This is a genomic window from Orlajensenia flava (assembly GCF_004801905.1).
GTDB lineage: Bacteria > Actinomycetota > Actinomycetes > Actinomycetales > Microbacteriaceae > Orlajensenia > Orlajensenia flava.
Genome location: NZ_SSSN01000004.1, coordinates 54,227 through 79,591, shown reverse-complemented (window position 1 = coordinate 79,591; position 25,365 = coordinate 54,227). Strand labels below are relative to the sequence as shown.

General features: G+C 65.7%; 35 protein-coding genes. 33 read left to right on the top strand and 2 right to left on the bottom strand.

Annotated features, from left to right (window positions below; genetic code table 11):
• Positions 1-5: 5 nt before the first annotated feature.
• The 6 genes from E6C70_RS07750 (at position 6) to tuf (ending at position 5,676) form a co-directional block, all read left to right on the top strand.
• A complete protein-coding gene (locus tag E6C70_RS07750) occupies positions 6-242 on the top strand; it encodes a WXG100 family type VII secretion target (RefSeq protein WP_407921024.1) in 237 nt (78 codons plus the stop codon).
• 99 nt (positions 243-341) lie between these two features.
• Positions 342-992, top strand: coding sequence for a spermidine/putrescine ABC transporter substrate-binding protein (locus tag E6C70_RS07745; protein ID WP_136423973.1), 651 nt, complete (start codon positions 342-344; stop codon positions 990-992).
• A gap of 310 nt (positions 993-1,302) precedes the next feature.
• The gene (gene rpsL / locus E6C70_RS07740; RefSeq protein ID WP_136423972.1) at positions 1,303-1,677 is read left to right on the top strand and encodes a 30S ribosomal protein S12; all 375 of its coding nucleotides are present in this window, start codon (positions 1,303-1,305) and stop codon (positions 1,675-1,677) included.
• On the top strand, positions 1,677-2,147 hold the full coding sequence (gene rpsG, locus E6C70_RS07735; RefSeq protein ID WP_136423970.1) for a 30S ribosomal protein S7: 471 nt from the start codon (positions 1,677-1,679) through the stop codon (positions 2,145-2,147). Before rpsL ends, rpsG begins: the two co-directional genes overlap by 1 nt.
• A gap of 85 nt (positions 2,148-2,232) precedes the next feature.
• Entirely contained in the window at positions 2,233-4,347 is a 2,115-nt protein-coding gene (gene fusA / locus E6C70_RS07730; protein WP_136423968.1) for an elongation factor G, read from the top strand.
• Between the two features lie 135 nt (positions 4,348-4,482).
• Positions 4,483-5,676, top strand: coding sequence for an elongation factor Tu (gene tuf / locus E6C70_RS07725; RefSeq protein ID WP_136423966.1), 1,194 nt, complete (start codon positions 4,483-4,485; stop codon positions 5,674-5,676).
• Between the two features lie 281 nt (positions 5,677-5,957).
• On the opposite strand, the gene E6C70_RS07720 is transcribed toward tuf, so the two are convergent.
• Entirely contained in the window at positions 5,958-7,001 is a 1,044-nt protein-coding gene (locus E6C70_RS07720) for a LacI family DNA-binding transcriptional regulator (RefSeq protein ID WP_136423964.1), read from the bottom strand.
• Positions 7,002-7,264: 263 nt separating this feature from the next.
• On the opposite strand from E6C70_RS07720, the gene E6C70_RS07715 reads away from it, so the two are divergent.
• From E6C70_RS07715 to E6C70_RS07705, 3 genes are all read left to right on the top strand, one after another.
• Positions 7,265-8,578, top strand: a complete 1,314-nt coding sequence (locus E6C70_RS07715) for an ABC transporter substrate-binding protein (protein ID WP_136423962.1) — start codon at positions 7,265-7,267, stop codon at positions 8,576-8,578.
• Positions 8,579-8,680: 102 nt separating this feature from the next.
• Positions 8,681-9,994, top strand: a complete 1,314-nt coding sequence (locus tag E6C70_RS07710; RefSeq protein WP_136423960.1) for a carbohydrate ABC transporter permease — start codon at positions 8,681-8,683, stop codon at positions 9,992-9,994.
• A complete protein-coding gene (locus tag E6C70_RS07705) occupies positions 9,994-10,962 on the top strand; it encodes a carbohydrate ABC transporter permease (protein ID WP_136423958.1) in 969 nt (322 codons plus the stop codon). Before E6C70_RS07710 ends, E6C70_RS07705 begins: the two co-directional genes overlap by 1 nt.
• Positions 10,963-10,977: 15 nt before the next feature.
• Here E6C70_RS07705 and E6C70_RS07700 read toward each other — a convergent pair whose 3' ends face one another.
• A complete protein-coding gene (locus E6C70_RS07700) occupies positions 10,978-11,436 on the bottom strand; it encodes an OsmC family protein (RefSeq protein ID WP_136423956.1) in 459 nt (152 codons plus the stop codon).
• Here E6C70_RS07700 and E6C70_RS07695 point away from each other — a divergent pair.
• From E6C70_RS07695 to map, 24 genes are all read left to right on the top strand, one after another.
• Positions 11,428-12,183: a YoaK family protein gene (locus E6C70_RS07695; protein ID WP_207670061.1), complete on the top strand. Its 756-nt coding sequence runs from the start codon at positions 11,428-11,430 to the stop codon at positions 12,181-12,183. The genes E6C70_RS07700 and E6C70_RS07695 overlap by 9 nt on opposite strands.
• 504 nt (positions 12,184-12,687) lie before the next feature.
• Positions 12,688-12,996: a 30S ribosomal protein S10 gene (gene rpsJ, locus E6C70_RS07690; RefSeq protein ID WP_005050520.1), complete on the top strand. Its 309-nt coding sequence runs from the start codon at positions 12,688-12,690 to the stop codon at positions 12,994-12,996.
• Positions 12,997-13,006: 10 nt separating this feature from the next.
• Complete coding sequence (rplC, locus tag E6C70_RS07685) at positions 13,007-13,663, top strand: 50S ribosomal protein L3 (RefSeq protein WP_136423954.1); 657 nt, start codon at positions 13,007-13,009, stop codon at positions 13,661-13,663.
• 4 nt (positions 13,664-13,667) lie between these two features.
• Entirely contained in the window at positions 13,668-14,327 is a 660-nt protein-coding gene (gene rplD, locus E6C70_RS07680) for a 50S ribosomal protein L4 (protein ID WP_136423952.1), read from the top strand.
• Entirely contained in the window at positions 14,324-14,626 is a 303-nt protein-coding gene (rplW, locus tag E6C70_RS07675; RefSeq protein WP_136423950.1) for a 50S ribosomal protein L23, read from the top strand. Before rplD ends, rplW begins: the two co-directional genes overlap by 4 nt.
• 17 nt (positions 14,627-14,643) lie before the next feature.
• A complete protein-coding gene (gene rplB, locus E6C70_RS07670) occupies positions 14,644-15,483 on the top strand; it encodes a 50S ribosomal protein L2 (protein ID WP_136423948.1) in 840 nt (279 codons plus the stop codon).
• A gap of 12 nt (positions 15,484-15,495) precedes the next feature.
• On the top strand, positions 15,496-15,777 hold the full coding sequence (gene rpsS, locus E6C70_RS07665) for a 30S ribosomal protein S19 (protein ID WP_136423946.1): 282 nt from the start codon (positions 15,496-15,498) through the stop codon (positions 15,775-15,777).
• A gap of 24 nt (positions 15,778-15,801) precedes the next feature.
• On the top strand, positions 15,802-16,167 hold the full coding sequence (gene rplV / locus E6C70_RS07660) for a 50S ribosomal protein L22 (protein ID WP_136423944.1): 366 nt from the start codon (positions 15,802-15,804) through the stop codon (positions 16,165-16,167).
• Positions 16,167-16,922, top strand: coding sequence for a 30S ribosomal protein S3 (gene rpsC / locus E6C70_RS07655; protein WP_136423942.1), 756 nt, complete (start codon positions 16,167-16,169; stop codon positions 16,920-16,922). Before rplV ends, rpsC begins: the two co-directional genes overlap by 1 nt.
• Positions 16,922-17,341 (top strand): 50S ribosomal protein L16, encoded by a 420-nt coding sequence (gene rplP / locus E6C70_RS07650; protein ID WP_136423940.1) that lies wholly within the window; start codon positions 16,922-16,924, stop codon positions 17,339-17,341. The genes rpsC and rplP overlap by 1 nt, the downstream gene beginning before the upstream one ends.
• Positions 17,341-17,664, top strand: a complete 324-nt coding sequence (gene rpmC / locus E6C70_RS17010) for a 50S ribosomal protein L29 (protein ID WP_136423938.1) — start codon at positions 17,341-17,343, stop codon at positions 17,662-17,664. Before rplP ends, rpmC begins: the two co-directional genes overlap by 1 nt.
• 2 nt (positions 17,665-17,666) lie before the next feature.
• Positions 17,667-17,981, top strand: coding sequence for a 30S ribosomal protein S17 (rpsQ, locus tag E6C70_RS07640; protein ID WP_136423936.1), 315 nt, complete (start codon positions 17,667-17,669; stop codon positions 17,979-17,981).
• A 32-nt stretch (positions 17,982-18,013) separates the two neighbouring features.
• Complete coding sequence (rplN, locus tag E6C70_RS07635; protein ID WP_056165742.1) at positions 18,014-18,382, top strand: 50S ribosomal protein L14; 369 nt, start codon at positions 18,014-18,016, stop codon at positions 18,380-18,382.
• A gap of 3 nt (positions 18,383-18,385) precedes the next feature.
• On the top strand, positions 18,386-18,745 hold the full coding sequence (gene rplX / locus E6C70_RS07630; RefSeq protein WP_136423934.1) for a 50S ribosomal protein L24: 360 nt from the start codon (positions 18,386-18,388) through the stop codon (positions 18,743-18,745).
• Positions 18,745-19,326, top strand: a complete 582-nt coding sequence (gene rplE, locus E6C70_RS07625; RefSeq protein ID WP_136423932.1) for a 50S ribosomal protein L5 — start codon at positions 18,745-18,747, stop codon at positions 19,324-19,326. Before rplX ends, rplE begins: the two co-directional genes overlap by 1 nt.
• Positions 19,327-19,472: 146 nt before the next feature.
• Positions 19,473-19,871: a 30S ribosomal protein S8 gene (rpsH, locus tag E6C70_RS07620; protein ID WP_136423930.1), complete on the top strand. Its 399-nt coding sequence runs from the start codon at positions 19,473-19,475 to the stop codon at positions 19,869-19,871.
• Between the two features lie 6 nt (positions 19,872-19,877).
• Positions 19,878-20,414, top strand: coding sequence for a 50S ribosomal protein L6 (gene rplF, locus E6C70_RS07615; RefSeq protein WP_136423928.1), 537 nt, complete (start codon positions 19,878-19,880; stop codon positions 20,412-20,414).
• Positions 20,415-20,416: 2 nt separating this feature from the next.
• On the top strand, positions 20,417-20,776 hold the full coding sequence (gene rplR / locus E6C70_RS07610; RefSeq protein WP_136423926.1) for a 50S ribosomal protein L18: 360 nt from the start codon (positions 20,417-20,419) through the stop codon (positions 20,774-20,776).
• A gap of 29 nt (positions 20,777-20,805) precedes the next feature.
• Positions 20,806-21,468 carry a 30S ribosomal protein S5 gene (rpsE, locus tag E6C70_RS07605; RefSeq protein WP_407921022.1) on the top strand — a complete coding sequence of 221 codons (663 nt, stop codon included), beginning with the start codon at positions 20,806-20,808 and terminating at the stop codon, positions 21,466-21,468.
• Positions 21,468-21,650, top strand: coding sequence for a 50S ribosomal protein L30 (gene rpmD, locus E6C70_RS07600; RefSeq protein ID WP_207670064.1), 183 nt, complete (start codon positions 21,468-21,470; stop codon positions 21,648-21,650). Before rpsE ends, rpmD begins: the two co-directional genes overlap by 1 nt.
• Positions 21,650-22,435, top strand: coding sequence for a 50S ribosomal protein L15 (gene rplO / locus E6C70_RS17005; protein WP_136423920.1), 786 nt, complete (start codon positions 21,650-21,652; stop codon positions 22,433-22,435). The genes rpmD and rplO overlap by 1 nt, the downstream gene beginning before the upstream one ends.
• Before the next feature lie 111 nt (positions 22,436-22,546).
• Positions 22,547-23,869 (top strand): preprotein translocase subunit SecY, encoded by a 1,323-nt coding sequence (gene secY, locus E6C70_RS07590; RefSeq protein WP_136423918.1) that lies wholly within the window; start codon positions 22,547-22,549, stop codon positions 23,867-23,869.
• Positions 23,866-24,510 carry an adenylate kinase gene (locus E6C70_RS07585; protein ID WP_235833339.1) on the top strand — a complete coding sequence of 215 codons (645 nt, stop codon included), beginning with the start codon at positions 23,866-23,868 and terminating at the stop codon, positions 24,508-24,510. The genes secY and E6C70_RS07585 overlap by 4 nt, the downstream gene beginning before the upstream one ends.
• A 4-nt stretch (positions 24,511-24,514) precedes the next feature.
• Positions 24,515-25,360 (top strand): type I methionyl aminopeptidase, encoded by an 846-nt coding sequence (gene map / locus E6C70_RS07580; protein WP_136423916.1) that lies wholly within the window; start codon positions 24,515-24,517, stop codon positions 25,358-25,360.
• Positions 25,361-25,365: the final 5 nt, after the last annotated feature.

Genomic DNA, 25,365 nt, shown 5'->3' with positions numbered 1-25,365 from the left:
ACAAGCTGAGCGCTGCTCGCGATGACATCCAGGGGCAGCTCGACCAGCTCAAGAGCGCGGTGGATGATCTGCTGGGCAATGACTTCAAGACGCAGCATGCGTCGGGCAAGTTCGGTCAAGGGTATGAGGAGTTGACGACGGGTCTGAAGACCGCGACGGATGGCATCGGTGACATGGGCGATTCGCTCAAGGGCATGATGCAGGCCATCCAGGACCTCGACCAGCAGCTCGCCGGCGGCTGATTCATTCTCGACGACGCCCGGATGCGAGAGCATCCGGGCGTTTCGTCGTCCAGACGCCGGATTCCCGCCATTCGCGCGGCCGGGCTGTACGGTGATCACGTGGAAGGGTCCATCGAAGCCCGGGTGAGCCACGAGGTCGACAACTGGCTTCGCTGGCTGCCGCGCTGGCGGCCGGGTACGCACCGGTCGCGCACGCGCCTGTGCCGACGCTGCTTCGGCTCGCCCATCATCGCCGCGGCAGGGCTGGCGACGGATGTCCCGCACGGCGTCCAGCACGCCATGTCGATGCGAATGAAGCTCATCATCGACGCCGCCGTCGACGACTACACCGACCGCAACCTCCCGTTGCTGCGACACGAGATCCGTCTCTCCGAGGAGCGCAAGTCGCACCGGCCGTATCGTCCGGGAGAGGGGCTGCCTCCGGAGTCGGCCGGCCTGGAGCTCGACCCCGAGCCCGAAGCAGGACAGCCGTTCCTGTTCACCCTGGGCGAGCTGGCGAGCCAGGCCGCCGCTGACGCCGCTCCGCCGCCCCCCGAGCCCCTCACCGAGGAGGAGAAGCAGGCCATCCGCGCAGAGGTGAAGCTCGCCGACGACTACGCCAAGCAGATCGGCAAGCGGGTATGCGTCGAGTTGGCTCATCAGCGCCCGCGCATCCAGCACGGGGTGTCGACCATCGTCGAGCCTCAGATCGCCCAGCTCCTCGCCGACCTCGAGAGCGAGCTCGACTCGCCGCTCTGGCCCGGCGGCTGAGGGAATGCCCAGCGCCTCGCGGACGTTGTGTTCTTGGTGGGCGCCATGAGGTGGATGGCGCGGTCCACCGCGGTTTGACCGGCGCCTCGGTGCCGACTAAGCTGTTGCGGGTGTGCGCTCTGTGCGCGCCTTACTCGTGCCTTCGGGGACGGGAACGGATGCTCACGCGGCCGACACTGTCAGGGAGCTGCGGCTACCCCCACGGCATACCCACCATACGAAGGCTTCGCTCGTCTGCGAAGCCGGTGGGTCGTGATGTGAAACAAATCCATCAACGACTGTCACCGTGCAGTCACTTAGAGGAGAAGAAGTGCCAACCATTCAGCAGTTGGTCCGAAAGGGTCGTACGCCGAAGGTCTCGAAGACCAAGGCCCCCGCCCTGAAGGCCAACCCCCAGCAGCGCGGCGTCTGCACGCGCGTCTACACCACCACCCCGAAGAAGCCGAACTCCGCCCTCCGCAAGGTTGCGCGCGTGAAGCTCTCGAACGGTACCGAGATCACCGCCTACATCCCCGGCGAGGGCCACAACCTCCAGGAGCACTCGATGGTGCTCGTGCGCGGCGGTCGTGTGAAGGACCTCCCCGGTGTGCGCTACAAGATCGTTCGCGGAGCACTCGACACCCAGGCGGTCAAGAACCGCAAGCAAGCGCGTAGCCGCTACGGAGCGAAGATGGACAAGAAGTAATGCCTCGTAAAGGACCAGCACCCAAGCGCCCCGTCGTCGCAGACCCGGTCTACGGCGCGCCCATCGTCAGCCAGCTCGTCAACAAGATCCTCAAGGACGGCAAGAAGGCCATCGCAGAGCGCATCGTCTACGACGCTCTCGAGGGCGTCTCGTCCAAGAACGGTCAGGACGCTGTCGTCACCCTGAAGAAGGCGCTCGACAACGTGCGCCCGACCCTCGAGGTGCGTTCGCGTCGCGTCGGCGGATCGACCTACCAGGTCCCCGTCGAGGTCAAGCCGCACCGTGCGAACACCCTGGCCCTCCGCTGGCTCACCAGCTATGCCAAGGCTCGTCGCGAGAAGACCATGACCGAGCGCCTCACCAACGAGATCCTCGACGCATCGAACGGCCTCGGCGCCGCGGTGAAGCGTCGTGAGGACACTCACAAGATGGCCGAGTCGAACAAGGCATTCGCCCACTACCGCTGGTAGCAGGCTCGCGGTGACGGATGCCGCGGGCTGAGCCCACGACATCCGTCACCTTTTTTTCACAACACAACTCTTTCGGAGGAACCCTGTGGCACTCGACGTGCTCACGGACCTGAGCAAGGTCCGCAACATCGGCATCATGGCGCACATCGATGCCGGTAAGACCACCACCACCGAGCGCATCCTGTTCTACACCGGTGTCAACCACAAGATCGGCGAGACCCACGACGGCGCCTCGACGATGGACTGGATGGCGCAGGAGCAGGAGCGCGGCATCACCATCACGTCTGCCGCGACGACCTGCTTCTGGGACAAGAACCAGATCAACATCATCGACACCCCCGGTCACGTCGACTTCACCGTCGAGGTGGAGCGCTCGCTCCGCGTCCTCGACGGCGCCGTCGCCGTCTTCGACGGCAAGGAGGGCGTCGAGCCCCAGTCCGAGACCGTCTGGCGCCAGGCCGACAAGTACGACGTCCCCCGCATCTGCTTCGTCAACAAGATGGACAAGCTCGGAGCCGACTTCTACTTCACGGTCGACACCATCATCAACCGCCTCGGCGCCAAGCCGCTGGTCATCCAGCTGCCCATCGGCTCCGAGAGTGACTTCGAGGGTGTCGTCGACCTGGTCGAGATGCGTGCCCTGACCTGGCGCGGAGACGCCAAGGGTGATGTCGAGATGGGTGCCAAGTACGCCATCGAGGAGATCCCGGCCGACCTCAAGGAGAAGGCCGAGGAGTACCGCCAGGTCCTGCTCGAGACCGTCGCCGAGACCGACGACGCCCTGCTCGAGAAGTACTTCGGTGGCGAGGAGCTCACGGTCGCCGAGATCAAGGGCGCCATCCGCAAGCTCACCATCAACAGCGAGCTCTACCCGGTGCTGTGCGGCTCCGCGTTCAAGAACCGCGGTGTCCAGCCCATGCTCGACGCGGTTGTCGACTACCTCCCCAGCCCGCTCGACGTCCCCGCCATCGAGGCCCACGACGTGCGCGACGAGGAGAAGATCATCGAGCGTCACGCCGACGCGACCGAGCCGTTCGCCGCCCTGGCGTTCAAGGTCGTCACGCACCCGTTCTTCGGTCGCCTCACCTACGTGCGCGTCTACTCGGGTCGACTCGACTCCGGTGCCCAGGTCATCAACTCGACCAAGGGCAAGAAGGAGCGCATCGGCAAGATCTTCCAGATGCACGCCAACAAGGAGAACCCGGTCGACTTCGTGACCGCCGGCCACATCTATGCGGTCATCGGCCTCAAGGACACCACCACCGGTGACACCCTGAGCGACCCGTCGAACCAGGTCGTGCTCGAGTCGATGACCTTCCCGGAGCCTGTGATCGAGGTGGCCATCGAGCCGAAGACCAAGGCCGACCAGGAGAAGCTCGGCACCGCCATCCAGAAGCTCGCCGAGGAGGACCCCACCTTCCGCACCGAGCAGAACGCGGAGACCGGCCAGACGGTCATCAAGGGAATGGGCGAGTTGCACCTCGACATCCTGGTCGACCGCATGAAGCGCGAGTTCAAGGTCGAGGCCAACGTCGGCAAGCCTCAGGTGGCGTACCGCGAGACGATCAAGAAGGCCGTCGAGAAGCACGACTACACCCACAAGAAGCAGACCGGTGGGTCGGGTCAGTTCGCGAAGATCCAGTTCGCCCTCGAGCCGCTCGAGGTCACGGCTGACAAGACCTACGAGTTCCAGAACAAGGTCTCGGGTGGTCGCGTTCCGCGCGAGTACATTCCGTCGGTCGACGCCGGCTTCCAGGACGCCATGCAGTACGGCATCCTCGCCGGATACCCGATGGTCGGCGTCAAGGCATCGCTCCTTGACGGCGCAGCACACGACGTCGACTCCTCGGAGATGGCGTTCAAGATCGCCGGATCGATGGGCTTCAAGGAGGCCGCTCGCAAGGCGAACCCGGTTCTGCTCGAGCCGCTCATGTCGGTCGAGGTGCGCACCCCTGAGGAATACATGGGTGACGTCATCGGCGACCTGAACTCGCGTCGCGGACAGATCCAGTCGATGGAGGACGCCAGTGGCGTGAAGGTCATTCGCGCCCACGTGCCGCTGTCGGAGATGTTCGGCTACATCGGCGACCTGCGCTCGAAGACCTCGGGCCGCGCCGTGTACTCGATGACCTTCGAGAGCTATGCCGAGGTCCCGAAGGCTGTAGCCGACGAGATCGTCCAGAAGAACAAGGGCGAGTAACTCCGCCCCGGCTGGGGGCGCCCGTCGCCCCCAGCTCCCCTTCTGGAAACTGAAGTAACATAACAACACAATCCCCGTACAGACCGAGTGCAATTCAGCGCCCGGCGCTTACACGAGTCCTGAGGAGGACCCACAGTGGCCAAGGCCAAGTTCGAGCGGACCAAGCCGCACGTCAACATCGGAACGATCGGTCACGTCGACCACGGCAAGACCACGCTCACCGCAGCGATCTCGAAGGTGCTCGCCGACAAGTACCCGTCGGCCACCAACGTTCAGCGCGACTTCGCGTCGATCGACTCCGCTCCCGAGGAGCGCCAGCGCGGTATCACGATCAACATCTCGCACGTCGAGTACGAGACGCCGAAGCGCCACTACGCGCACGTCGACGCCCCTGGTCACGCTGACTACATCAAGAACATGATCACCGGTGCTGCTCAGATGGACGGCGCGATCCTCGTGGTCGCCGCCACCGACGGCCCGATGGCTCAGACCCGCGAGCATGTGCTGCTCGCCAAGCAGGTCGGCGTCCCCTACCTGCTGGTCGCGCTCAACAAGTCCGACATGGTCGACGACGAGGAGATCCTCGAGCTCGTCGAGCTCGAGGTCCGCGAGCTGCTCGCCAGCCAGGGCTTCGACGGCGACAACGCGCCCGTCGTTCAGGTCTCCGGCCTGAAGGCCCTCGAGGGTGACGAGAAGTGGACCCAGTCCATCCTCGACCTCATGGAGGCCGTCGACTCGTCCGTGCCCGACCCGGTGCGCGATAAGGACAAGCCCTTCCTCATGCCCGTCGAGGACGTCTTCACGATCACCGGTCGTGGCACCGTCGTCACCGGCCGCGCCGAGCGTGGAACCCTCAAGATCAACTCCGAGGTCGAGATCGTCGGCATCCGCCCGACGCAGAAGACCACGGTCACCGGTATCGAGATGTTCCACAAGCAGCTCGACGAGGCATGGGCCGGCGAGAACTGCGGTCTTCTCCTCCGCGGCACCAAGCGCGAGGACGTCGAGCGCGGCCAGGTCGTCGTCAAGCCGGGTTCGGTCACCCCTCACACCAACTTCGAGGGAACCGCCTACATCCTGTCCAAGGATGAGGGTGGACGCCACAACCCGTTCTACGCGAACTACCGTCCGCAGTTCTACTTCCGCACCACCGACGTCACCGGCGTCATCACGCTGCCCGAGGGCACCGAGATGGTCATGCCCGGCGACACCACCGACATGACCGTTGAGCTGATCCAGCCCATCGCCATGGAGGAGGGCCTCGGCTTCGCCATCCGTGAGGGTGGACGCACCGTGGGCGCCGGAACGGTCACCAGCATCATCAAGTAGCACCGCTCATCGAGCAGGCGGCCGTCGCGGCCGTTGGTCGAGATGCCGACAGGGGTCGGGCCTTCGGGCCCGGCCCCTTCGTCGTCCCGCGCGATGTGCGACGACCCGTTACGTCGAACGCCCCATCCGCTTCGGCACCACCGCGCGCACCCGGCCCGGGACCGGCTGGCTCGTCGCCGCCACCGGTGCGCTCGTGCTCCTGCTCATCGGCGGCGCGACGAGTGCCGTCATCGCCGCTCCCGACCCACCCGTCCGCGAGACGTGCTCGGCACCGTAACGGATCAGGCGTCGAAGGTCGAGTCGGTGCGGATGACCGATCCCATGCCGCGCGGAGGGGCGGTCGAGGCTCTCACGATGAGACGCGGCTGCAGGGTGATGTGCACGGGCGGTCGAGACGGATCGGCGATCTCGCTCATGAGCAGTTCGACGGCCTTGACGCCCTGCTGACGCGGCTTCTGCTCGAGCGTCGTGAGCGCGAACGTCTCCGCGTACTCGTGATCGTCGATGCCGACGACGCTGAGGTCCGCTGGCACGCTGATGCCGAGTCTCCGCGCCGCGATGATCGCGCCGACGGCCACCTCGTCGCACACGGCGACGACGGCGGTGGGCCGACCCTCGCTCGTGCCGAGGAGGTCGACAGCCGCGGCATATCCGCCCGGCAGCGAGATCCGGGAGGGAGTGTGCGCGGCCTCGTGCGCGAGCCCGGCGGTCGCCATGGCCTGCCGATAGCCCTCCAGCCGCCGCCGATCGACGTGCGCCCAGAAGTCCTCCGCTCCGCCCCCCACGAACGCGATGCGACGATGGCCGAGCGTGATGAGGTGGTCGGTCGCGCGACGGGCGGCATTGTGGTCGTCGATCTCGATCACGGATGTCTCGGATCCTTCGCCCACGACGCCGACGACGGGTTTCCCGATGGCCATCAGGAGCGGCAGTTCCTCGAGCTCGGGCTCGAGTCCGACGGCGATGAGTCCGTCGAATCGCTTGCGAGCGAGGTAGTGCTCGAAGATCTGACGGCGTCCGGCAGAGGTCGGATTCGCGTCGTAGAGGGTCAGATCGAGACCGCGTTCGATCAGAGCGGCCTGAATACCCTCGAGCACCTCCGCGAAGAACCACCGGGTGACATAGGGCATCAGCACGCCGATGTTCTGCGTGCGGCCCGTGGCGAGGCTCACGGCGCTGGTCGACGGGACGTAACCGAGAGTCCTGGCCGCCTCCTCCACCCGCACCTTGGTCGGCTCCGACACGTACCCCCGACCGGTCAGCGCACGGCTCGCCGTCGCCTTCCCCACGCCGGCCAGCTTGGCCACATCGCTGATGCCGCTCATGGCGGAGAGCCTCCTTGCACCGGCCGACGAGTCTTCGGCCGATTATAGGGGTTCACGGTCCGCTATCGTGAAACGGTTCCAGTCAGGCAATACCACCCACATCGGGGATAGCTGGCCGAGAGAGCGCTCCATCGCCTGTTATGAAGTCGTGATCATCGATCATTATGCGGTGCGGCGCGTTGTGGCCTACATTGATCTGGAATCGGTTCCTGAACCGAGCGTAAAGGTGCGCGGATCGTCTGCGCCCTCGATGAGGAGGACACATGGGCAAGCCAAAGCGGATGCTGATCCCGCTGGCGGTCGTCGGCATAGTGGGTCTTGCGCTGACCGGATGCACCGACAGCGCCAGCACCGGCGGCTCGAGCAGCCGAACCATTCAGGTCTCGGGCGGCATCACCGGTGACGAGGCGACGAAGCTGCAGCAGACCTTCGACAAGTTCACCAAGGAGACCGGCACCAAGGTCAAGTACACCGGTGACAAGGGCTTCGAGGGAAACATCGTCACGAAGGTCTCGGGCGGATCAGCTCCCGACATCGCGATCGTCCCGCAGCCGGGCCTTCTGAAGACGCTCGTCGGAACCGACGACGTCGTGAAGCCGAGCTCGACCGTCGAGTCGAACGTCGAGAAGTACTGGTCGTCGTCCTGGAAGGGTTATGGCTCGATCGACGGCACCTTCTACGCCGCCCCGATGCTCGCCAACGTCAAGGGTTACGTCTGGTACTCGCCGGCGCAGTTCAAGGAGTGGGGCGTCTCGGTTCCCAAGACGTACGCCGACCTGCTGAGCCTCACGAAGACGATCCGCGACAAGACCGGCCAGGCGCCGTGGTGCGCCGGGTTCGCCTCGGGTGACGCCTCGGGATGGCCGGGCACCGACTGGATCGAGGACCTCGTGCTCCGCCAGGCCGGCCCAGACACCTACGATGACTGGGTCTCCGGCAAGGTCAAGTTCACCGACCAGCCGATCGCGGACGCGTTCGACTCGGTGGGCAAGATCCTGCTCGACCCCGACTACGTCAACGCGGGCTTCGGCGACGTCAAGAGCATCAACTCGACGGCATTCGCGGATGTCGCGGCCAAGGTGGCCGACGGCTCCTGCGCCATGACGCACCAGGCGTCGTTCCTCTCCTCCAACTTCCTCACGGTGAAGAACAAGGATGGGAAGACTCCCACCATCGCGCCCGATGGAGACGTCTACGCGTTCCTGCTGCCGGGTGTCACAGAAGGCTCGAGCTCGGTCGAGGCCGGCGGCGAGTTCGTCGCCTCCTTCTCGAAGGACGCCTCGGTGCAGAAGCTCCAGGAATGGATGACCACGCCCGAGTTCGCGGACACGCGCGTCAAGCTCGGCGGCGTCATCTCGGCCAACAATGGCGCGGACGCCTCGCTCGCATCGAGCCAGTTCCTTACCGACGCCATGAAGACGCTTCAGGACAAGGACACCGTCTCTCGCTTCGACGCGTCCGACCTGATGCCGGCGACGGTCGGCTCGGGATCCTTCTGGAAGGGCATGGTCAACTGGGTCGACGGCACGCCGACCGAACAGGTGCTGAGCGCCATCCAGGCTGGATACAACAACTAGTCCAGGCACGACCGGGGCCGCTCGCCATCGCGAGCGGCCCCGCTTCTCACCATCCGCCACGCAGGACCCCAGCTCCTCCTCGCTGCAGAGAAAGGCCCACCCATGGCAGGCACCGTCGCCGCCGGATCACCGCAGATGGACAGGAGGCTCTCCCGCCGGGTAACGGGGACGATCCTCGCCGTCGCGGGAGTCCTGATCGTCGCCCTCTTCATCTTCATGGTCACGCGTGCGCCGAACGACGACGCACTGCCCGTGTCGCTCGGCTTCTCACTCAACAACTTCTTCGTCTGGATCGGCGCGCTCAATCCGCTCGTCCAGATCCCGATCGTCGTCGTCGTCTTCGGGCTCGTCATCGGCGCGATCGTGCTCCTGATCGAGTACGCGCCCCGGCCCGGACGGATCTACTTCTGGCTGCGACTGGTCGCGTGCTTCGTCATCCCGTTCATCGCCTTCATGGTCCTGCGCCCGTACCAGAACGCGGCGGTCTACATCGTGGCCATCGCGCTGCTGGCCGGCGCGCTGCTGTTCTTCGCCGACTACCGGGCACGGCAGGGCTCCGGCTACGCGTTCCAGTTGGCCCTCTTCTTGGCGCCCGCGACGATCCTCATCCTGGTCGGGCTCATCTACCCGGCACTGTCGACCGTCGTGGCGTCGTTCCTGGACAAGACGGGTAAGGAGTTCGTCGGGCTCGGCAATTACGTCTGGGTGTTCACCAACCCCGACGGCTTCTGGTCGGTCATCAACACCCTCATCTGGGCTGTCTTCGCCCCGACGGTCTCGATCGTGCTCGGCCTCGCCTACGCGGTGTTCATCGACCGGGCCCGGGGCGAGCGCGTGCTCAAGGTGCTCGTCTTCATGCCGGTCGCCATCTCGTTCGTCGGTGCGGGCATCATCTTCAAGTTCATCTACGACTACCGCGAGGGCCAGCAGATCGGCCTGCTCAACGCCATCATCCAGATGTTCGGCGGTCAGCCCGTGTCCTGGCTCGACGCGCAGCCGTTCATCAACACGCTGTGCCTACTCGTCGTGTTCATCTGGACCCAGACGGGCTTCGCGATGGTGTTCCTGTCGGCCGCGATCAAGGCCGTGCCCATCGAACAGACCGAGGCGGCCTCCCTCGACGGCGCCAACGCCTGGCAGCGGTTCCGGAACATCACGGTCCCCGGCATCCGCTCGTCGCTCATCGTCGTGCTCACCACCATCACGATTGCATCCCTCAAGGTGTACGACATCGTCGCGGTCATGACCGGCGGTCGATCCAACTCCACCGTGGTCGCGTTCGAGATGGTCAATCAGCAGCAGCGGTTCCAGAGTTACGGACACTCCTCGGCACTGGCGTTCGTGTTGTTCCTGTTCGTGATGCCGTTGATCGTCTACAACGTGCGACAGATGCGCAAGCAGAAGGAGGTGCGCTGATGGTCATCGATGCCCAGCCGGTGCTCGATCGGAAAGCCGTGCGCGCGGTGGCGCGCGAAACCCGCAGGAACGAGAACGAGGTGCAGAAGCGCCTGACCTCGAAGGGCGCGACGATCGCGGCGATCATCATCGCCTTCGTCTGGACGATTCCCACGTTCGGTCTTCTCGTGACCTCGTTCCGTCCTGGAGCGGACTCGACGACCTCGGGATGGTGGACGATCTTCGTCAACCCGAACTTCACGCTCGAGAACTACGGAGAGGCGCTCAACTCGGGCGGCACCGCCCTCACCCTCGGCGACTCGTTCCTCAACTCCCTCGCGATCGCCATCCCGGCGACGCTCATCCCGATCGCCATCGCGACGCTCGCGGCCTACGCCTTCGCGTGGATCCCCTTCTGGGGCCGCAGCGCGGTCTTCGTCTTCGTGTTCGCGCTGCAGATCGTGCCGATCCAGATGGCGCTCGTGCCGCTCCTGAGCCTGTTCTCGAAGGGGCTCACGATCAACGGCGTCGGGATCTTCCCGGGGTTCACGCTGAGGGATGCCGACCACAGCTTCGCGACGGTGTGGATCGCCCACGCGGTCTTCGCGATGCCGCTGGCCATCTTCCTGCTCCACAACTTCATCGCGGAGATCCCGAGTGAGCTCATCGAGGCGGCGCGGGTGGACGGGGCCGGTCACGGTCAGATCTTCTTCCGGATCATCCTTCCGCTCTCGATGCCGGCGATCGCTTCGTTCGCGATCTTCCAGTTCATCTGGGTGTGGAACGACCTGCTCGTGGCGACGATCTTCGCTCCATCCTCATCGCTGCCACTCACCCAGACGCTCAACTCGCTGTCCGGGTCGTGGGGCGACAAGTGGTACCTGCAGTCCGCCGGCGCGTTCATCTCGATCATCGTGCCGCTGATCGTGTTCTTCTCCCTGCAGCGGTTCTTCGTGCGCGGACTGCTGGCCGGCGCGACGAAGGGCTGACGCAGCGGACGGCGCTCAGTCGCCGTTCACGTCCGCGACGGTCGTGGAGAGCTCCACGACCTCGCGGACGGTGCGGGCGATCGTGCACGCGCGCTCGATGGAGCGTTCGATGAGGTCGAGCAGCTTGGCCCGTTCCGCGTCGTCGAGGTCGGCCAGTCCGGCCACGACGATTTCCTCGTCCACCGCCGTGTAACGGTTGGTCGCCTCGTCGGACGTACCGTGCGCCCAGAAGGTCGCGCCGAAGTCGTCGCCGAGCCGCCGCGCGATCACGCGGTCAGCGCTGAGGCCGGCGCATCCGGCCAGCGCCAGTTTGAACAGCTCACCAGGACTGAACGCGTCGGGCACCTCCTCCGGCCCGATGAGCACCGTGGCCCCGCGCTCGTTCGTGCCGCGATAGGTGCGAGTACCCACTCTGGTCGCTGAGACGCTGCCGTGTGCACTGCGCTCGGCCGGAAGGACGGTGTCGTGGCTCATGCCTCCATCCTGCCCCCTCGGCCGACGGCTACCGTGGTGTCCATGACGGATGCCGCGGCCACGACGCGTCTGGATCGACTGTTCATCCCGGCGCTGCAGGTGCTGACCTTCGCCACCGGCATCGTCGATGCGGTCAGCTACCTCGCCCTGGATAAGGTCTTCACCGGCAACATGACCGGCAACGTGCTGTTCATCGGGTTCGGACTCGCTGGCACCGGCACCACTCCGCTGCTCAACAACGCCGTCGCGCTCGTCGGCTTCGTCGTGGGCGCGCTGTCGTGCGCGAGGGCGGTCCGCGGTCGCACCCACGTCAGCCGCCTGCCGAGCGCCAACCTCGCCGTGCTCGGCGCATCCGCCGGCCTGGCCCTCGTCCTCGGGGTGTTCTGGCTGATCATCCATCACCTCGACGGCTGGGTGCTGCTCTCGGTGACGGCCGCGCTCGCCGTCGTCATGGGCGCTCAGGCCGCGGCGGTGAGAGCGGCTGGAATCACGGATGTCACCACCATCGTCGTCACGTCCACCCTCGCGAACCTGGCCATCGACTCGCGTCTCGCGGGAGGCACCGGCGACCGCTGGCGCCGACGTCTTCTCGCCGTCGTTGCCATGGGAGCCGGAGGGGCGGTCGGTGCCGTGATCGTTCGGTTCGGGGGAGGAGCACCCGCCCTGCTCGCCGCCGGCGTGCTCATGGCGCTCGCCGTTCTGCTGCTGCACCTCGCCCGTACCCGCGAGGCGCGCGCCACCGCATGAACGTGATCCCGCCCTGCATTCAGGCAATCGTTCGCTGCTCAGGCTGGCACCCCGTATCAGAGCCTGAATCGCGCGCGATCTCCTGAGCGGAGCGTGTGCACGAGGCCCTCAGGCTGGGAAAGCGCCGGGCGTACGCGGGCGCGACACGCCCGGGCTTGCAGGTGCTGTCGGACTATGGCAAAGTAGATGAGTTCAACATTTCGAACGGCGTGCTTCAGCGCGCTGATTGGATCACTGCCAGGCAGTGCATAACCTCCGACTGGGATCAGGTTAGGCCGCGGGCAGCAGAACACGACTTCATCGACAATCACGGCGCCGGGCATCCGCCCTGCGTTCGCGCGGACTCCGGTCCGAGCGTCGATGGCCTTCGACCCGGCATCGGAGCCGCCAGGTTTCGCGCGGGTCGGAGATTGACAGATAAACAGTGGTGCGAACCAGTGCTACACGGCGTCCAATGCAGCCTCACGGATGTAAGACGCCTCAACAAGAGAGAAGAGTCGCAACATGGCGGGACAGAAGATCCGCATTCGTCTCAAGTCGTATGACCACGAGGTCATCGACACCTCGGCGCGAAAGATCGTCGACACCGTGACCCGTGCAGGCGCGACCGTGGTCGGCCCCGTGCCCCTGCCGACCGAGAAGAACGTGGTGTGCGTCATCCGTTCGCCCCACAAGTACAAGGACAGCCGCGAGCACTTCGAGATGCGCACCCACAAGCGTCTCATCGACATCATCGACCCGACGCCCAAGGCCGTCGACTCGCTGATGCGTCTCGACCTGCCTGCCGATGTCAACATCGAGATCAAGCTCTAAGGGAACGACCATGTCTACTGCTAACAAGACCAGCAAGGGTCTGCTCGGCACGAAGCTTGGCATGACCCAGGTGTGGGATGAGAACAACAAGCTCGTCCCCGTGACCGTCATCGAGATCAACCCGAACGTGGTCACCCAGATCCGCACCCCCGAGGTCGACGGCTACAGCGCCGTGCAGATCGCCGCGGGCCAGATCGACCCCCGCAAGGTTAACAAGCCCTCCGCCGGACACTTCGAGAAGGCCGGCGTCACGCCGCGCCGCCACCTCACCGAGGTCCGCACCGCTGACGCCGCCGACTACACGCTCGGCCAGGAGCTCACCGCCGATGGCGTGTTCGAGGCAGGCCAGCTCGTCGACGTCGTCGGCACCAGCAAGGGCAAGGGAACCGCCGGTGTCATGAAGCGCCACAACTTCAAGGGCGTCTCGGCATCGCACGGTTCGCACCGCAACCACCGCAAGCCCGGCTCGATCGGTGCATCCTCGACCCCCAGCCGTGTCTTCAAGGGCATGCGGATGGCGGGCCGCATGGGCGCCGAGCGCGTGACCGTGATGAACCTCAAGGTCCACTCGGTCGACGCCGAGAAGGGCCTCCTGTTGGTCAAGGGCGCCGTGCCCGGCGCTCGTGGCCGTCTCGTATTCGTTCGCAACGCAGTGAAGGGGGCGTAACCGCATGGCTACCGCTACCAACACCGTCGACGTCCTCGACGTGACCGGCAAGACGTCCGGCACCGTGGAGCTCCCCGCCGAGCTCTTCGACGTTCAGACCAACGTCCCGCTGATCCACCAGGTCGTCGTCGCGCAGCTCGCTGCCGCCCGTCAGGGCACGCACAAGACCAAGAACCGTGGTGAGGTCTCCGGAGCCGGCCGCAAGCCGTTCAAGCAGAAGGGAACCGGTCGCGCTCGTCAGGGCTCGATCCGCGCCCCTCAGATGACCGGCGGTGGAATCGTCCACGGACCGACCCCCCGCGACTACTCGCAGCGCACCCCCAAGAAGATGATCGCCGCGGCTCTGCTCGGCTCGCTCTCGGACCGCGCTCGCGGAGGCCGCGTGCACGTCGTCGAGTCGCTCACCATCGGTGAGACCCCGAAGACCAAGGCCGTCATCACGCTCCTCGACCAGATCGCCATCTCGCGTCACGTGCTCATCGTTCTCGAGCGGGGCGACGAGCAGGCACTCAAGGCCGTGCGCAACATCCCGACCGTGCACGTGCTGCCGGCCGACCAGCTGAACGCCTACGACGTGCTCGTCTCCGACGACATCGTCTTCACGAAGGCCGCTTTCGACTCGTTCGTCGCAGCTAAGACCAAGAAGGTTGAGGTGTCCGCATGAGCGCCGCCAACAACAAGGACCCGCGCGACATCATCATCTCGCCGGTCGTCTCCGAGAAGAGCTACGGCCTGATCGACGAGGGCAAGTACACGTTCGTCGTGGACCCCCGCGCCAACAAGACCGAGATCAAGGCCGCCATCGAGTCGATCTTCAAGGTGAAGGTGGATTCGGTGAACACCCTGAACCGTCAGGGCAAGACCCGTCGTACCAAGTTCGGCATCGGCAAGCGCAAGGACACCAAGCGTGCCATCGTCACGCTGAAGTCCGGTTCCATCGACATCTTCACGGCTGTCGGCTAGGGAGCAGAGGAATAAGAATGGCTATTCGCAAATACAAGCCCACGACCCCCGGTCGTCGCGGTTCCTCGGTCGCGGACTTCGCGGAGATCACCCGGTCGACGCCGGAGAAGTCGCTGCTGAAGCCGCTGTCGAAGACCGGTGGCCGCAACAACCAGGGCCGCATCACAACCCGTCACATCGGTGGTGGCCACAAGCGCCAGTACCGCGTGATCGACTTCCGTCGCAACGATAAGGACGGCGTGCCGGCCAAGGTCGCTCACATCGAGTACGACCCCAACCGCACCGCGCGCATCGCGCTGCTGCACTTCGTCGACGGCACCAAGCGCTACATCCTGGCTCCCAACAAGCTCGCGCAGGGCGACCTGATCGAGTCGGGCGCCGGCGCTGACATCAAGCCGGGCAACAACCTGCCGCTTCGCAACATCCCCACCGGTACCGTCATCCACGCCATCGAGCTCCGGCCCGGCGGCGGCGCGAAGATGGCCCGCTCGGCCGGCGCATCCGTGCGTCTGGTCGCGAAGGACGGCCCCTACGCGCAGCTCCGTCTGCCGTCGGGCGAGATCCGCAACGTCGATGCGCGCTGCCGCGCCACCATCGGCGAGGTCGGCAACGCCGAGCAGTCCAACATCAACTGGGGCAAGGCCGGTCGCAACCGCTGGAAGGGCATCCGCCCGACCGTGCGTGGCGTGGCCATGAACCCCGTCGACCACCCGCACGGTGGTGGTGAGGGCAAGACCTCCGGTGGACGCCACCCTGTGAGCCCCTGGGGCCAGAAGGAAGGCCGCACCCGTCGCCCCAACAAGGAGAGCGACAAGCTCATCGTTCGCCGCCGCACCGTCGGCAAGAAGCGCAAGTAGGAGTTGTAGAAGATGCCACGCAGTCTGAAGAAGGGCCCCTTCGTCGACGAGCACCTGCTTCGCAAGGTGATCTCGGCGAACGAGTCCAAGAGCAAGAACGTGATCAAGACCTGGTCGCGCCGCTCGATGATCATCCCGGCCATGCTGGGACACACCATCGCGGTTCACGACGGTCGCAAGCACATCCCGGTGTTCGTCACCGAGACCATGGTCGGGCACAAGCTCGGCGAGTTCGCGCCCACCCGTACCTTCCGTGGACACGTGAAGGACGACAAGAAGGGCCGTCGCCGCTAAGCGGCGACGATAGGAGGAGAAGAAATGGTGGAGTCGATCGCACGCGTGCGACACATCCGCGTCACCCCCCAGAAGGCTCGTCGCGTCGTCAACCTCATCCGCGGTAAGCAGGCACAGGAGGCTCTCGCCATCCTGAAGTTCGCCCCCCAGGGTGCGAGCGAGCCCGTGTACAAGCTGGTGGCCTCGGCCATCGCCAACGCGCGAGTCAAGGCAGACGCCTCGAACACCTACCTGGACGAGCAGGACCTGTACGTGAGCCGGGCATTCGTCGACGAGGGCACCACCCTCAAGCGATTCCAGCCGCGCGCACAGGGCCGCGCTTTCCGCATCAACAAGCGCACCAGCCACATCACTGTTGTGCTCGCCACTCCTGAGGAGGGTACGAAGTAATGGGCCAGAAGGTAAACCCGTACGGCTTCCGTCTCGGAATCACCACCGACCACGTGTCGCGTTGGTTCTCCGACTCGACGAAGCCGGGTCAGCGCTACGCCGACTACGTCGCCGAGGACATCAAGATCCGCCGGCTGCTGCAGACCTCGCTCGACCGCGCGGGCGTCTCGCGCATCGAGATCGAGCGCACCCGTGACCGTGTGCGTGTGGACATCCACACTGCGCGTCCGGGCATCGTGATCGGTCGTCGCGGTGCAGAGGCGGAGCGCATCCGCTCCGACCTCGAGAAGCTCACCAAGAAGCAGATCCAGCTGAACATCCTCGAGGTCAAGAACCCCGAGGCCGACGCCCAGCTCGTCGCGCAGGGCATCGCCGAGCAGCTCTCTGCTCGCGTCGCCTTCCGTCGCGCCATGCGCAAGGGTCTGCAGGGTGCTCAGCGCGCCGGTGCCAAGGGTGTCCGCATCCAGGTCTCCGGCCGCCTCGGCGGCGCCGAGATGAGCCGGTCGGAGTTCTACCGCGAAGGCCGTGTGCCCCTGCACACGCTCCGCGCGAACATCGACTACGGCTTCTACGAGGCCAAGACCACCTTCGGCCGCATCGGCGTGAAGGTCTGGATCTACAAGGGCGACATCACCAACAAGGAGCTCGCACGCGAGCAGGCCGGCCAGAAGTCGTCGCGCCCCGAGCGCAGCGACCGCCCGCGTCGTGCGCCCCGCGGCGCCGAGGCACCGGCTCTGGAAGGAGCGAGCGCATAATGTTGATTCCCCGTCGAGTCAAGCACCGCAAGCAGCACCACCCCGGCCGTTCCGGCCAGGCCACCGGTGGAACCCGGGTCACCTTCGGTGAGTTCGGCATCCAGGCCCTGACGCCCGCCTACGTGACCAACCGTCAGATCGAGGCAGCTCGTATCGCCATGACGCGTCACATCAAGCGTGGTGGAAAGGTGTGGATCAACATCTACCCCGACCGTCCGCTCACGAAGAAGCCCGCCGAGACCCGCATGGGTTCCGGTAAGGGTTCGCCCGAGTGGTGGGTCGCCAACGTCAAGCCGGGCCGCGTCCTGTTCGAGGTCTCCGGTGTTTCCGAAGAGCTCGCCCGTGAGGCGATGACCCGTGCGATTCACAAGCTGCCCCTGAAGGCACGCATCATCAAGCGCGAGGAGGGCGACGCATAATGGCGATCGGCACCAAGGAGCTCGCTACCGTCGAGCTCGACACCTACGAAGACGAGCGACTCGTCGAAGAGCTGAAGAAGGCCAAGGAGGAGCTGTTCAACCTGCGCTTCCAGTCGGCCACCGGTCAGCTCGAGAGCCACGGCCGCCTGCGCGCGGTCAAGCGCGACATCGCCCGCATCTACACGGTCATCCGTGAGCGCGAGCTCGGCATCCGTGCCACTCCCGCACCCGTCGAGGCTCCGGCCAAGGCCGAGAAGAAGAGCAGCAAGAAGGCCAAGGCGACGGATGGCGCCGCCGAGGCCGCAGAGACGAAGGAGGCCTGATCATGGCAACCGCCAAGGAAACCACGGGCCACGAGTCCGCTGCGCATGACGTCAAGGACGTCGAGGCGCGCGGCTACCGCAAGGTGCGTCGCGGCTACGTCGTGAGCGACAAGATGGACAAGACCATCGTCGTCGAGGTCGAGGACCGCGTGAAGCACCCGCTCTACGGCAAGGTCATCCGCCGCACCTCCAAGGTGAAGGCGCACGACGAGGCGAACACCGCCGGCATCGGCGACCTCGTCCTGATCAACGAGACCCGTCCCCTCAGCGCCTCCAAGCGCTGGCGCCTGGTCGAGATCCTCGAGAAGGCCAAGTAAGCCTCCGGCTTGCTTGATAGAAGGAGTAAGAAGTGCTTCAGCAGGAATCACGCCTCAAGGTCGCCGACAACACCGGCGCCAAGGAGCTGCTCACGATCCGCGTTCTCGGTGGCTCGAAGCGTCGTTACGCCGGTCTCGGCGACACCATCGTCGCGACGGTGAAGGACGCCATCCCCGGCGGAAACGTCAAGAAGGGCGATGTGGTCAAGGCCGTCATCGTCCGTACCAAGAAGAACACCCGTCGTGCAGACGGGTCGTACATCAAGTTCGATGAGAACGCCGCAGTGATCTTGAAGAACGACGGTGACCCTCGCGGCACCCGTATCTTCGGACCGGTCGGTCGCGAGCTCCGCGACAAGAAGTTCATGAAGATCATCTCGCTGGCACCGGAGGTCATCTAAATCATGGCGAGAATCAAGAAGGGTGACCTCGTCCAGGTCATCTCGGGCCGCAGCCAGGCCCGCGGTGGAGACCGCGGCAAGCAGGGCAAGGTCATCGAGGTGCAGGTCGAGAAGAACCGCGTCATCGTCGAGGGCATCAACTTCGTGACCAAGCACGTGCGCGTCGGCCAGACGCAGCGTGGCACGAAGACCGGCGGCATCGAGACGATGGAAGCCCCCATCCACCTCTCCAACGTCGCGCTCATCGACCCCGAGTCCAAGAAGCCGACCCGCGTCGGCTTCCGCGAAGAGGTAGTCACGAAGGACGGCGTCTCCAAGACGGTCCGCGTTCGTTACGCCAAGAAGTCAGGTAAGGACCTGTAATGAGCGACACCGCAGTGGCTGGCAAAATCCAGCCCCGCCTCAAGCAGAAGTACAAGAGCGAGATCTCGGCCGAGCTGACCAAGGAGAACGGATACACCAACGTTCACCAGGTTCCCGGCCTCGTGAAGATCGTCGTCAACATGGGTGTCGGCGAGGCCGCACGCGATGGCAAGGTCATCGACGGCGCGATCGCCGACCTCACCAAGATCACCGGCCAGAAGCCGCAGGTCACCAAGGCTCGCAAGTCGATCGCTCAGTTCAAGCTGCGCGAGGGCCAGCCCATCGGCGCGCACGTCACCCTCCGTGGCGACCGCATGTGGGAGTTCCTCGACCGTCTGCTCTCGCTCGCGCTGCCCCGCATCCGCGACTTCCGCGGACTGTCGGACAAGCAGTTCGACGGCAACGGCAACTACACCTTCGGTCTCACGGAGCAGAGCGTGTTCCACGAGATCGACCAGGACAAGATCGACCGCGTTCGCGGCATGGACATCACCGTGGTGACCACCGCCAAGAGCGACGACGAGGGCCGCGCGCTGCTCAAGCAGCTCGGGTTCCCGTTCCGCACGGCCGAGAACTCCTAGTAAGATAGGCGGGTTTGCTCCGCCGCCCCCCGCGAGGACGGGCGGCGAGGCGAACCGACCAGGTGCGGCATCCGCCCCACCTGAACACAGAAGGTCGGCTTCCGTGTAACGGATGACCGAAACCGAGTGAAAAGGACACATCTGAAATGACGATGACAGATCCGGTCGCAGACATGCTGACCAGACTGCGCAACGCGAATTCGGCACACCACGACTCCGTGTCGATGCCGCACTCCAAGCTCAAGTCGCACATCGCCGAGATCCTCCAGCGTGAGGGTTACATCGCCGGCTTCGACGTCGCTGACGCTCGCGTGGGCCAGACGCTCACGCTGCAGCTCAAGTTCGGCCCGAACCGCGAGCGGTCGATCGCCGGCATCAAGCGGGTCTCGAAGCCCGGACTGCGCGTGTACGCGAAGTCCACCGAGATCCCCAAGGTGCTCGGCGGCCTCGGCGTTGCCATCCTGTCCACCTCCAGCGGTCTGCTCACCGACCGCCAGGCCGAGAAGAAGGGCGTGGGTGGGGAAGTCCTCGCCTACGTGTGGTAATCCGACATGTCACGTATCGGTCGACTCCCCATTGACATCCCCGCCGGCGTCACCGTCGCGGTCGACGGCCAGGCCGTCACCGTGAAGGGCCCGAAGGGCGAGCTCTCGCTCACCGTCGCCAACCCGATCGAGGCCAAGATCGAGGACAACCAGGTCCTCGTCAGCCGCCCCGACGACGAGCGCGCCTCGCGTTCGCTGCACGGTCTCACCCGCACGCTGATCGCCAATCAGATCATCGGCGTCACCAACGGATACACCAAGGGCCTCGAGATCGTCGGCACCGGTTACCGCGTCGCTCAGAAGGGCAGCGCGGTCGAGTTCGCGCTGGGCTTCTCCCACCCCGTGACGGTCGAGCCCCCCGTGGGCATCACCCTGACCGTCGAGGGCAACAACAAGATCACCGTCGCCGGCATCGACAAGCAGGCCGTCGGCGAGACGGCTGCGAACATCCGCAAGATCAAGAAGCCGGAGCCCTATAAGGGCAAGGGCATCCGCTACGCCGGCGAGGTCGTGCGTCGCAAGGCCGGAAAGTCAGGTAAGTAATCATGGCTGTAAAGACCAAGTCGGCTGCGCGTTCGCGCCGCCACGCCCGCCTTCGCAAGAAGGTCGTCGGCAGCGAGCTGCGTCCGCGTCTCGTCGTCACCCGTTCCGCACGGCACGTCTTCGTCCAGGTCGTCGACGACAGCAAGGGCCACACCGTGGCCAGCGCGTCGACCATGGAGAGCGACCTGCGCACCTTCGACGGTGACAAGACCGCCAAGGCCCGCAAGGTCGGCGAGCTCGTCGCCGAGCGTGCGAAGGCCGCCGGCATCGAGGCCGTCGTATTCGACCGTGGTGGTAGCAAGTACGCGGGTCGCGTCGCTGCTATCGCCGAAGGAGCTCGAGAGGCAGGTCTCAACCTGTGAGTGAGAACACCCCCAACAAGGAGCAAGAAGTGACCGTAGAGGCACCGGTGGAGACCGCGGCGTCGACGGAGACCAAGACGGAGCCTCGTGAGGCTCGTCGTGGTGGCCGCGAGCGCAATCCCAACCGTGACCGCGGAAGCCGCGACGCCGACAAGAGCCAGTTCCTGGAGCGCGTCGTCACCATCAACCGCGTCTCGAAGGTCGTCAAGGGTGGTCGTCGCTTCAGCTTCACCGCGCTCGTCGTCGTCGGTGACGGCAACGGCCTGGTGGGCGTCGGCTACGGCAAGGCCCGCGAGGTCCCGACCGCCATCTCCAAGGGCGTCGAGGAGGCGAAGAAGAACTTCTTCCGCGTCCCGCGCGTCGGCAGCACCATCCCGCACCCCGTGCAGGGTGAGGCCGCAGCAGGCGTCGTCCTGCTGCGTCCCGCTGCCGCCGGTACCGGTGTCATCGCCGGTGGTCCGGTTCGCGCCGTGCTCGAGTGCGCCGGCATCCACGACGTGCTGAGCAAGTCACTCGGCTCGTCGAACACGATCAACATCGTGCACGCCACGGTCGAGGCCCTGCAGCAGCTCGAGGAGCCCCGTGCGGTCGCCGCGCGTCGTGGCCTCGACTACGACCAGGTCGCTCCGGCTCGCCTGCTGCGTGCCGAGGCCCAGGCGGCCGAGGCCGCCGCAGCGAAGGCAGGTGCGTGATGGCGCAGCTCAAGGTGACCCAGATCAAGTCCAAAGTCAGTGAGAAGCAGTACCAGCGCGACACCCTTCGGAGCCTCGGGCTCAGGAAGATCGGGCAGACCGTGATTCGCGAGGACAACCCTCAGAACCGTGGTTATGTCAACACCGTCGCTCACCTGGTGAAGGTTGAGGAGATCGACTAATGGCCGAGGCCAAGAAGGACGCCGAGAAGGCTCCGAAGAAGGCTGCAGCCCCGAAGGCTGCCGCCGAGAAGAAGGCTGCAGCCCCCAAGGCGGCCGCCTCCAAGACCGCAGCCCCGAAGGCCGCGGCGGACAAGAAGCCGGCCGCCAAGGCCGCAGCTCCCCAGGCTGCCGCTTCGAAGGCTGCCGCCCCGAAGGCAGCGACCGAGAAGAAGCCCGCCGCCAAGGCTGCTGCCCCCAAGGCCGCCGCTTCGAAGGCTGCCGCCCCCCAGGCTGCTGCCGCGGACAAGGCTTCGGCCACCACCGCTGCGAAGCCGGCGGCGAAGGCTGGCGACGCCCCCGCCACCCGCGAGCACGTGCTCAAGGTGCACCACCTCCGTCCGGCTCCCGGCGCGAAGAAGGCGCGCACGCGCGTCGGCCGTGGTGAGGGATCCAAGGGTAAGACCGCCGGTCGCGGTACCAAGGGCAGTAAGGCCCGCTACCAGGTCAAGATCGGCTTCGAGGGTGGGCAGATGCCGCTGCACATGCGCACCCCGAAGCTCCGCGGCTTCAAGAACCCGTTCCGCGTCGAGTACCAGGTCGTCAACCTGGAGAAGCTCGCCGAGCTGTACCCCTCGGGTGGAGACGTCACTGTGAGCGACCTGGTCGCCAAGGGTGCCGTGCGCAAGAACGAGAAGGTCAAGGTCCTGGGCAGCGGCGACATCGCCGTCAAGCTCACCGTGGCCGTCGACAAGGTCTCCGACTCCGCAGAGCAGAAGATCGTCGCCGCTGGCGGGTCGATCAAGTAGTAGCTGAGCAGTGCATTCGAGCCTGCCGGGACACAACGCCTCTTCACGGGGTGGTCTCGGCAGGCTCGATTCGCAGGTAGGCTGTCCCAGCACGCACCAACAGGAGGCTTAGTGTTCAGCGCAATCGCGCGGATCTTCCGCACGCCCGATCTTCGCAAGAAGGTGGGGTTCACCCTGGGCATCATCGCCCTGTTCCGACTGGGCTCGTTCATCCCGTCTCCGTTCGTCGACTTCGGCAACGTGCAGGCGTGTCTGGCGGCCAACCAGGGCACCTCCGGTCTGTACGAACTGGTCAACCTGTTCTCCGGCGGGGCGCTGCTCCAGCTCTCCATCTTCGCGTTGGGCATCATGCCCTACATCACGGCGTCGATCATCGTGCAGCTGCTGCGCGTGGTGATCCCTCACTTCGAGACCCTCTACAAGGAGGGGCAGTCGGGTCAGGCCAAGCTCACCCAGTACACCCGCTACCTCACGATCGCGCTCGGCGTCCTCCAGTCGACGACGCTCATCACGGTCGCCCGATCCGGTGCCCTGTTCGGCACCTCGGCGTCCAGCGAGTGCTCGCAGCTGATCACGAACGACTCCTGGTACGCCATCATGCTCATGGTCATCACCATGACCGCGGGAACCGGCGTCATCATGTGGATGGGCGAGCTCGTCACCGAGCGCGGCATCGGCAACGGCATGTCGCTCCTGATCTTCACCTCGATCGCCGCTCGCTTTCCCGTTTCGCTCTGGGCCATCTTCCAGAGCAAGGGCTTCAACACCTTCGCGTTGGTGATCGTCATCGGGTTGCTGGTGGTGGCGGCCGTGGTCTTCGTCGAGCAGTCCCAACGCAGGATCCCGGTGCAATACGCCAAACGGATGGTGGGGCGCCGCACCTACGGCGGAAACAACACCTACATCCCCATCAAGGTCAACATGGCCGGCGTGGTCCCGGTGATCTTCGCGTCCAGCCTGCTGTACCTGCCCGCCCTCATCGCGCAGTTCAACCAGCCGGCAGCCGGCGCCGCTCCGCAGCCGTGGGTCACCTGGATCACTAACTACCTGACCAAGGGCGATCACCCGCTCTACATGCTGCTGTACTTCCTCCTCATCGTCGGCTTCACGTACTTCTACGTCGCGATCACCTTCAACCCCGAAGAGGTCGCCGACAACATGAAGAAGTACGGCGGATTCATCCCCGGCATCCGAGCCGGGCGTCCGACGGCCGAGTACCTCGACTACGTCCTCACCCGCATCACGCTGCCCGGTTCGCTCTACCTCGGACTCATAGCGCTCCTGCCACTGGTGGCGTTCTCGCTGGTGGGCGCCGACCAGAACTTCCCGTTCGGCGGCACATCGATCCTGATCATCGTCGGCGTCGGTCTCGAGACCGTGAAGCAGATCGACTCCCAGCTGCAGCAGCGTCACTACGAGGGACTGCTCCGGTGACTCCCGGGCACGACCAGGTCGCGGCGAACCGCGAGCGCGGCGCCCGCCTGCTCATCGTCGGTCCTCCGGGCTCCGGCAAGGGCACCCAGGCCAAGCGCATCGGCGAGACCTTCGGTATCCCGGATGTCTCGACCGGCGACATCTTCCGTCACAACATTCGCACCGAGACCCCCCTCGGCGTGCAGGTCAAGGCGATCGTGGACGCCGGCGATTACGTTCCGGACGAACTCACCAACGCGATCGTCACCGACCGTTTGATGGAGGATGACGCCGCGAACGGGTTCCTCCTCGACGGCTACCCGCGCACGGTCGATCAGGTCGCCTATCTCGACGACCTGCTCGAGCGCGACGGCCGCCCGCTGGAGGCCGTCATCCGCCTCGTCGCCGACCAGGAGGAGATCATCGCCCGCCTGACCCGACGCGCGGAGGAGCAGGGCCGCGCCGACGACTCGGTCGACGCCATCCGTCACCGCCAGGAGGTTTACTCCCGCGAGACGGCCCCGCTCGTGGAGATCTACCGCGATCGCGGACTCCTCGTCGACGTCGACGGTGTCGGCACGCCCGACGAGGTGGGCGATCGCATCGCAGACGCGCTGGCCTCGCGCGGCATCGGTGAGGCCGACGTGGAAGCGGCCTCCTGAGCCGATGCCGTTCCGCCGATCGATCTATAAGTCGCCGGCCGAGCTGCGGTCGATGGTCGCTCCCGGCCTGCTGACGGCGTCGGCCCTCGCTGCGGTTCGGGATGCCATCCGCCCCGGCGTCACTCCGCTCGAACTGGATGCGATCGCCGAGCAGGTCATCCGCGACGGCGGGGGCATCCCCAATTTCCAGCTCGTCCCGGGCTACCGGCACACGCTGTGCGTCTCCGTCAACGACGATGTCGTCCACGGCATCCCCTCGTCGGTGCCGATCGAGGCGGGCGACATCGTGTCGGTCGACGCGGGTGCCGAGGTCGACGGCTGGAACGGAGACTCCGCCGTCACCGTGGTCGTCCCCGACGAGACTCGGCCGGAACTGGTGGCCACGCGCGAGCGCCTGTCCCAGGTCACGGAGGGCTCGCTGTGGGCCGGCGTCGCGCGATTGGCGAGCGCCCGTCATCTCAACGAGGTGGGTGACGCCGTCCAGGCGCACGTCGAGCAGCATCCGGCGGCGTCGGGGGAGGGTTACGGCATCCTCACGGACTACGTCGGCCACGGCATCGGGCGCACCATGCACGAGGATCCGCCGGTGTTCAACTATCGCGTCAGGCAGAAGGGCCCGGACGTCAAGGCGGGGCTCGTCGTGGCGATCGAGCCGATGGTCGTGGAAGGTGCGATCGACACGATCGTCCAGGACGACGACTGGACGGTGTCGACGGAGGACGGTCGAGACGCCGCCCACTGGGAGCACAGTGTCGCCGTGCACCGTGACGGCATCTGGGTGCTGACCGCCACCGACGGCGGGCGAGCCGGTCTCGCACCGTTCGGCATCACGCCGGTGCCCGTTCCCTGAGGCGG

What these genes read in the sequence shown, in the direction of transcription:
- rpsG (WP_136423970.1), top strand. Translation starts at nt 1,677, where the DNA reads ATGCCTCGTAAAGGACCAGCACCCAAGCGCCCCGTCGTCGCAGACCCG.
- E6C70_RS07720 (WP_136423964.1), bottom strand. Translation starts at nt 7,001, where the DNA reads ATGAGCGGCATCAGCGATGTGGCCAAGCTGGCCGGCGTGGGGAAGGCG.
- E6C70_RS07715 (WP_136423962.1), top strand. Translation starts at nt 7,265, where the DNA reads ATGGGCAAGCCAAAGCGGATGCTGATCCCGCTGGCGGTCGTCGGCATA.
- E6C70_RS07710 (WP_136423960.1), top strand. Translation starts at nt 8,681, where the DNA reads ATGGCAGGCACCGTCGCCGCCGGATCACCGCAGATGGACAGGAGGCTC.
- E6C70_RS07705 (WP_136423958.1), top strand. Translation starts at nt 9,994, where the DNA reads ATGGTCATCGATGCCCAGCCGGTGCTCGATCGGAAAGCCGTGCGCGCG.
- E6C70_RS07700 (WP_136423956.1), bottom strand. Translation starts at nt 11,436, where the DNA reads ATGAGCCACGACACCGTCCTTCCGGCCGAGCGCAGTGCACACGGCAGC.
- rpsJ (WP_005050520.1), top strand. Translation starts at nt 12,688, where the DNA reads ATGGCGGGACAGAAGATCCGCATTCGTCTCAAGTCGTATGACCACGAG.
- rplC (WP_136423954.1), top strand. Translation starts at nt 13,007, where the DNA reads ATGTCTACTGCTAACAAGACCAGCAAGGGTCTGCTCGGCACGAAGCTT.
- rplD (WP_136423952.1), top strand. Translation starts at nt 13,668, where the DNA reads ATGGCTACCGCTACCAACACCGTCGACGTCCTCGACGTGACCGGCAAG.
- rplW (WP_136423950.1), top strand. Translation starts at nt 14,324, where the DNA reads ATGAGCGCCGCCAACAACAAGGACCCGCGCGACATCATCATCTCGCCG.
- rplB (WP_136423948.1), top strand. Translation starts at nt 14,644, where the DNA reads ATGGCTATTCGCAAATACAAGCCCACGACCCCCGGTCGTCGCGGTTCC.
- rpsS (WP_136423946.1), top strand. Translation starts at nt 15,496, where the DNA reads ATGCCACGCAGTCTGAAGAAGGGCCCCTTCGTCGACGAGCACCTGCTT.
- rplV (WP_136423944.1), top strand. Translation starts at nt 15,802, where the DNA reads ATGGTGGAGTCGATCGCACGCGTGCGACACATCCGCGTCACCCCCCAG.
- rpsC (WP_136423942.1), top strand. Translation starts at nt 16,167, where the DNA reads ATGGGCCAGAAGGTAAACCCGTACGGCTTCCGTCTCGGAATCACCACC.
- rplP (WP_136423940.1), top strand. Translation starts at nt 16,922, where the DNA reads ATGTTGATTCCCCGTCGAGTCAAGCACCGCAAGCAGCACCACCCCGGC.
- rpmC (WP_136423938.1), top strand. Translation starts at nt 17,341, where the DNA reads ATGGCGATCGGCACCAAGGAGCTCGCTACCGTCGAGCTCGACACCTAC.
- rpsQ (WP_136423936.1), top strand. Translation starts at nt 17,667, where the DNA reads ATGGCAACCGCCAAGGAAACCACGGGCCACGAGTCCGCTGCGCATGAC.
- rplX (WP_136423934.1), top strand. Translation starts at nt 18,386, where the DNA reads ATGGCGAGAATCAAGAAGGGTGACCTCGTCCAGGTCATCTCGGGCCGC.
- rplE (WP_136423932.1), top strand. Translation starts at nt 18,745, where the DNA reads ATGAGCGACACCGCAGTGGCTGGCAAAATCCAGCCCCGCCTCAAGCAG.
- rpsH (WP_136423930.1), top strand. Translation starts at nt 19,473, where the DNA reads ATGACGATGACAGATCCGGTCGCAGACATGCTGACCAGACTGCGCAAC.
- rplF (WP_136423928.1), top strand. Translation starts at nt 19,878, where the DNA reads ATGTCACGTATCGGTCGACTCCCCATTGACATCCCCGCCGGCGTCACC.
- rplR (WP_136423926.1), top strand. Translation starts at nt 20,417, where the DNA reads ATGGCTGTAAAGACCAAGTCGGCTGCGCGTTCGCGCCGCCACGCCCGC.
- rpmD (WP_207670064.1), top strand. Translation starts at nt 21,468, where the DNA reads ATGGCGCAGCTCAAGGTGACCCAGATCAAGTCCAAAGTCAGTGAGAAG.
- rplO (WP_136423920.1), top strand. Translation starts at nt 21,650, where the DNA reads ATGGCCGAGGCCAAGAAGGACGCCGAGAAGGCTCCGAAGAAGGCTGCA.
- map (WP_136423916.1), top strand. Translation starts at nt 24,515, where the DNA reads ATGCCGTTCCGCCGATCGATCTATAAGTCGCCGGCCGAGCTGCGGTCG.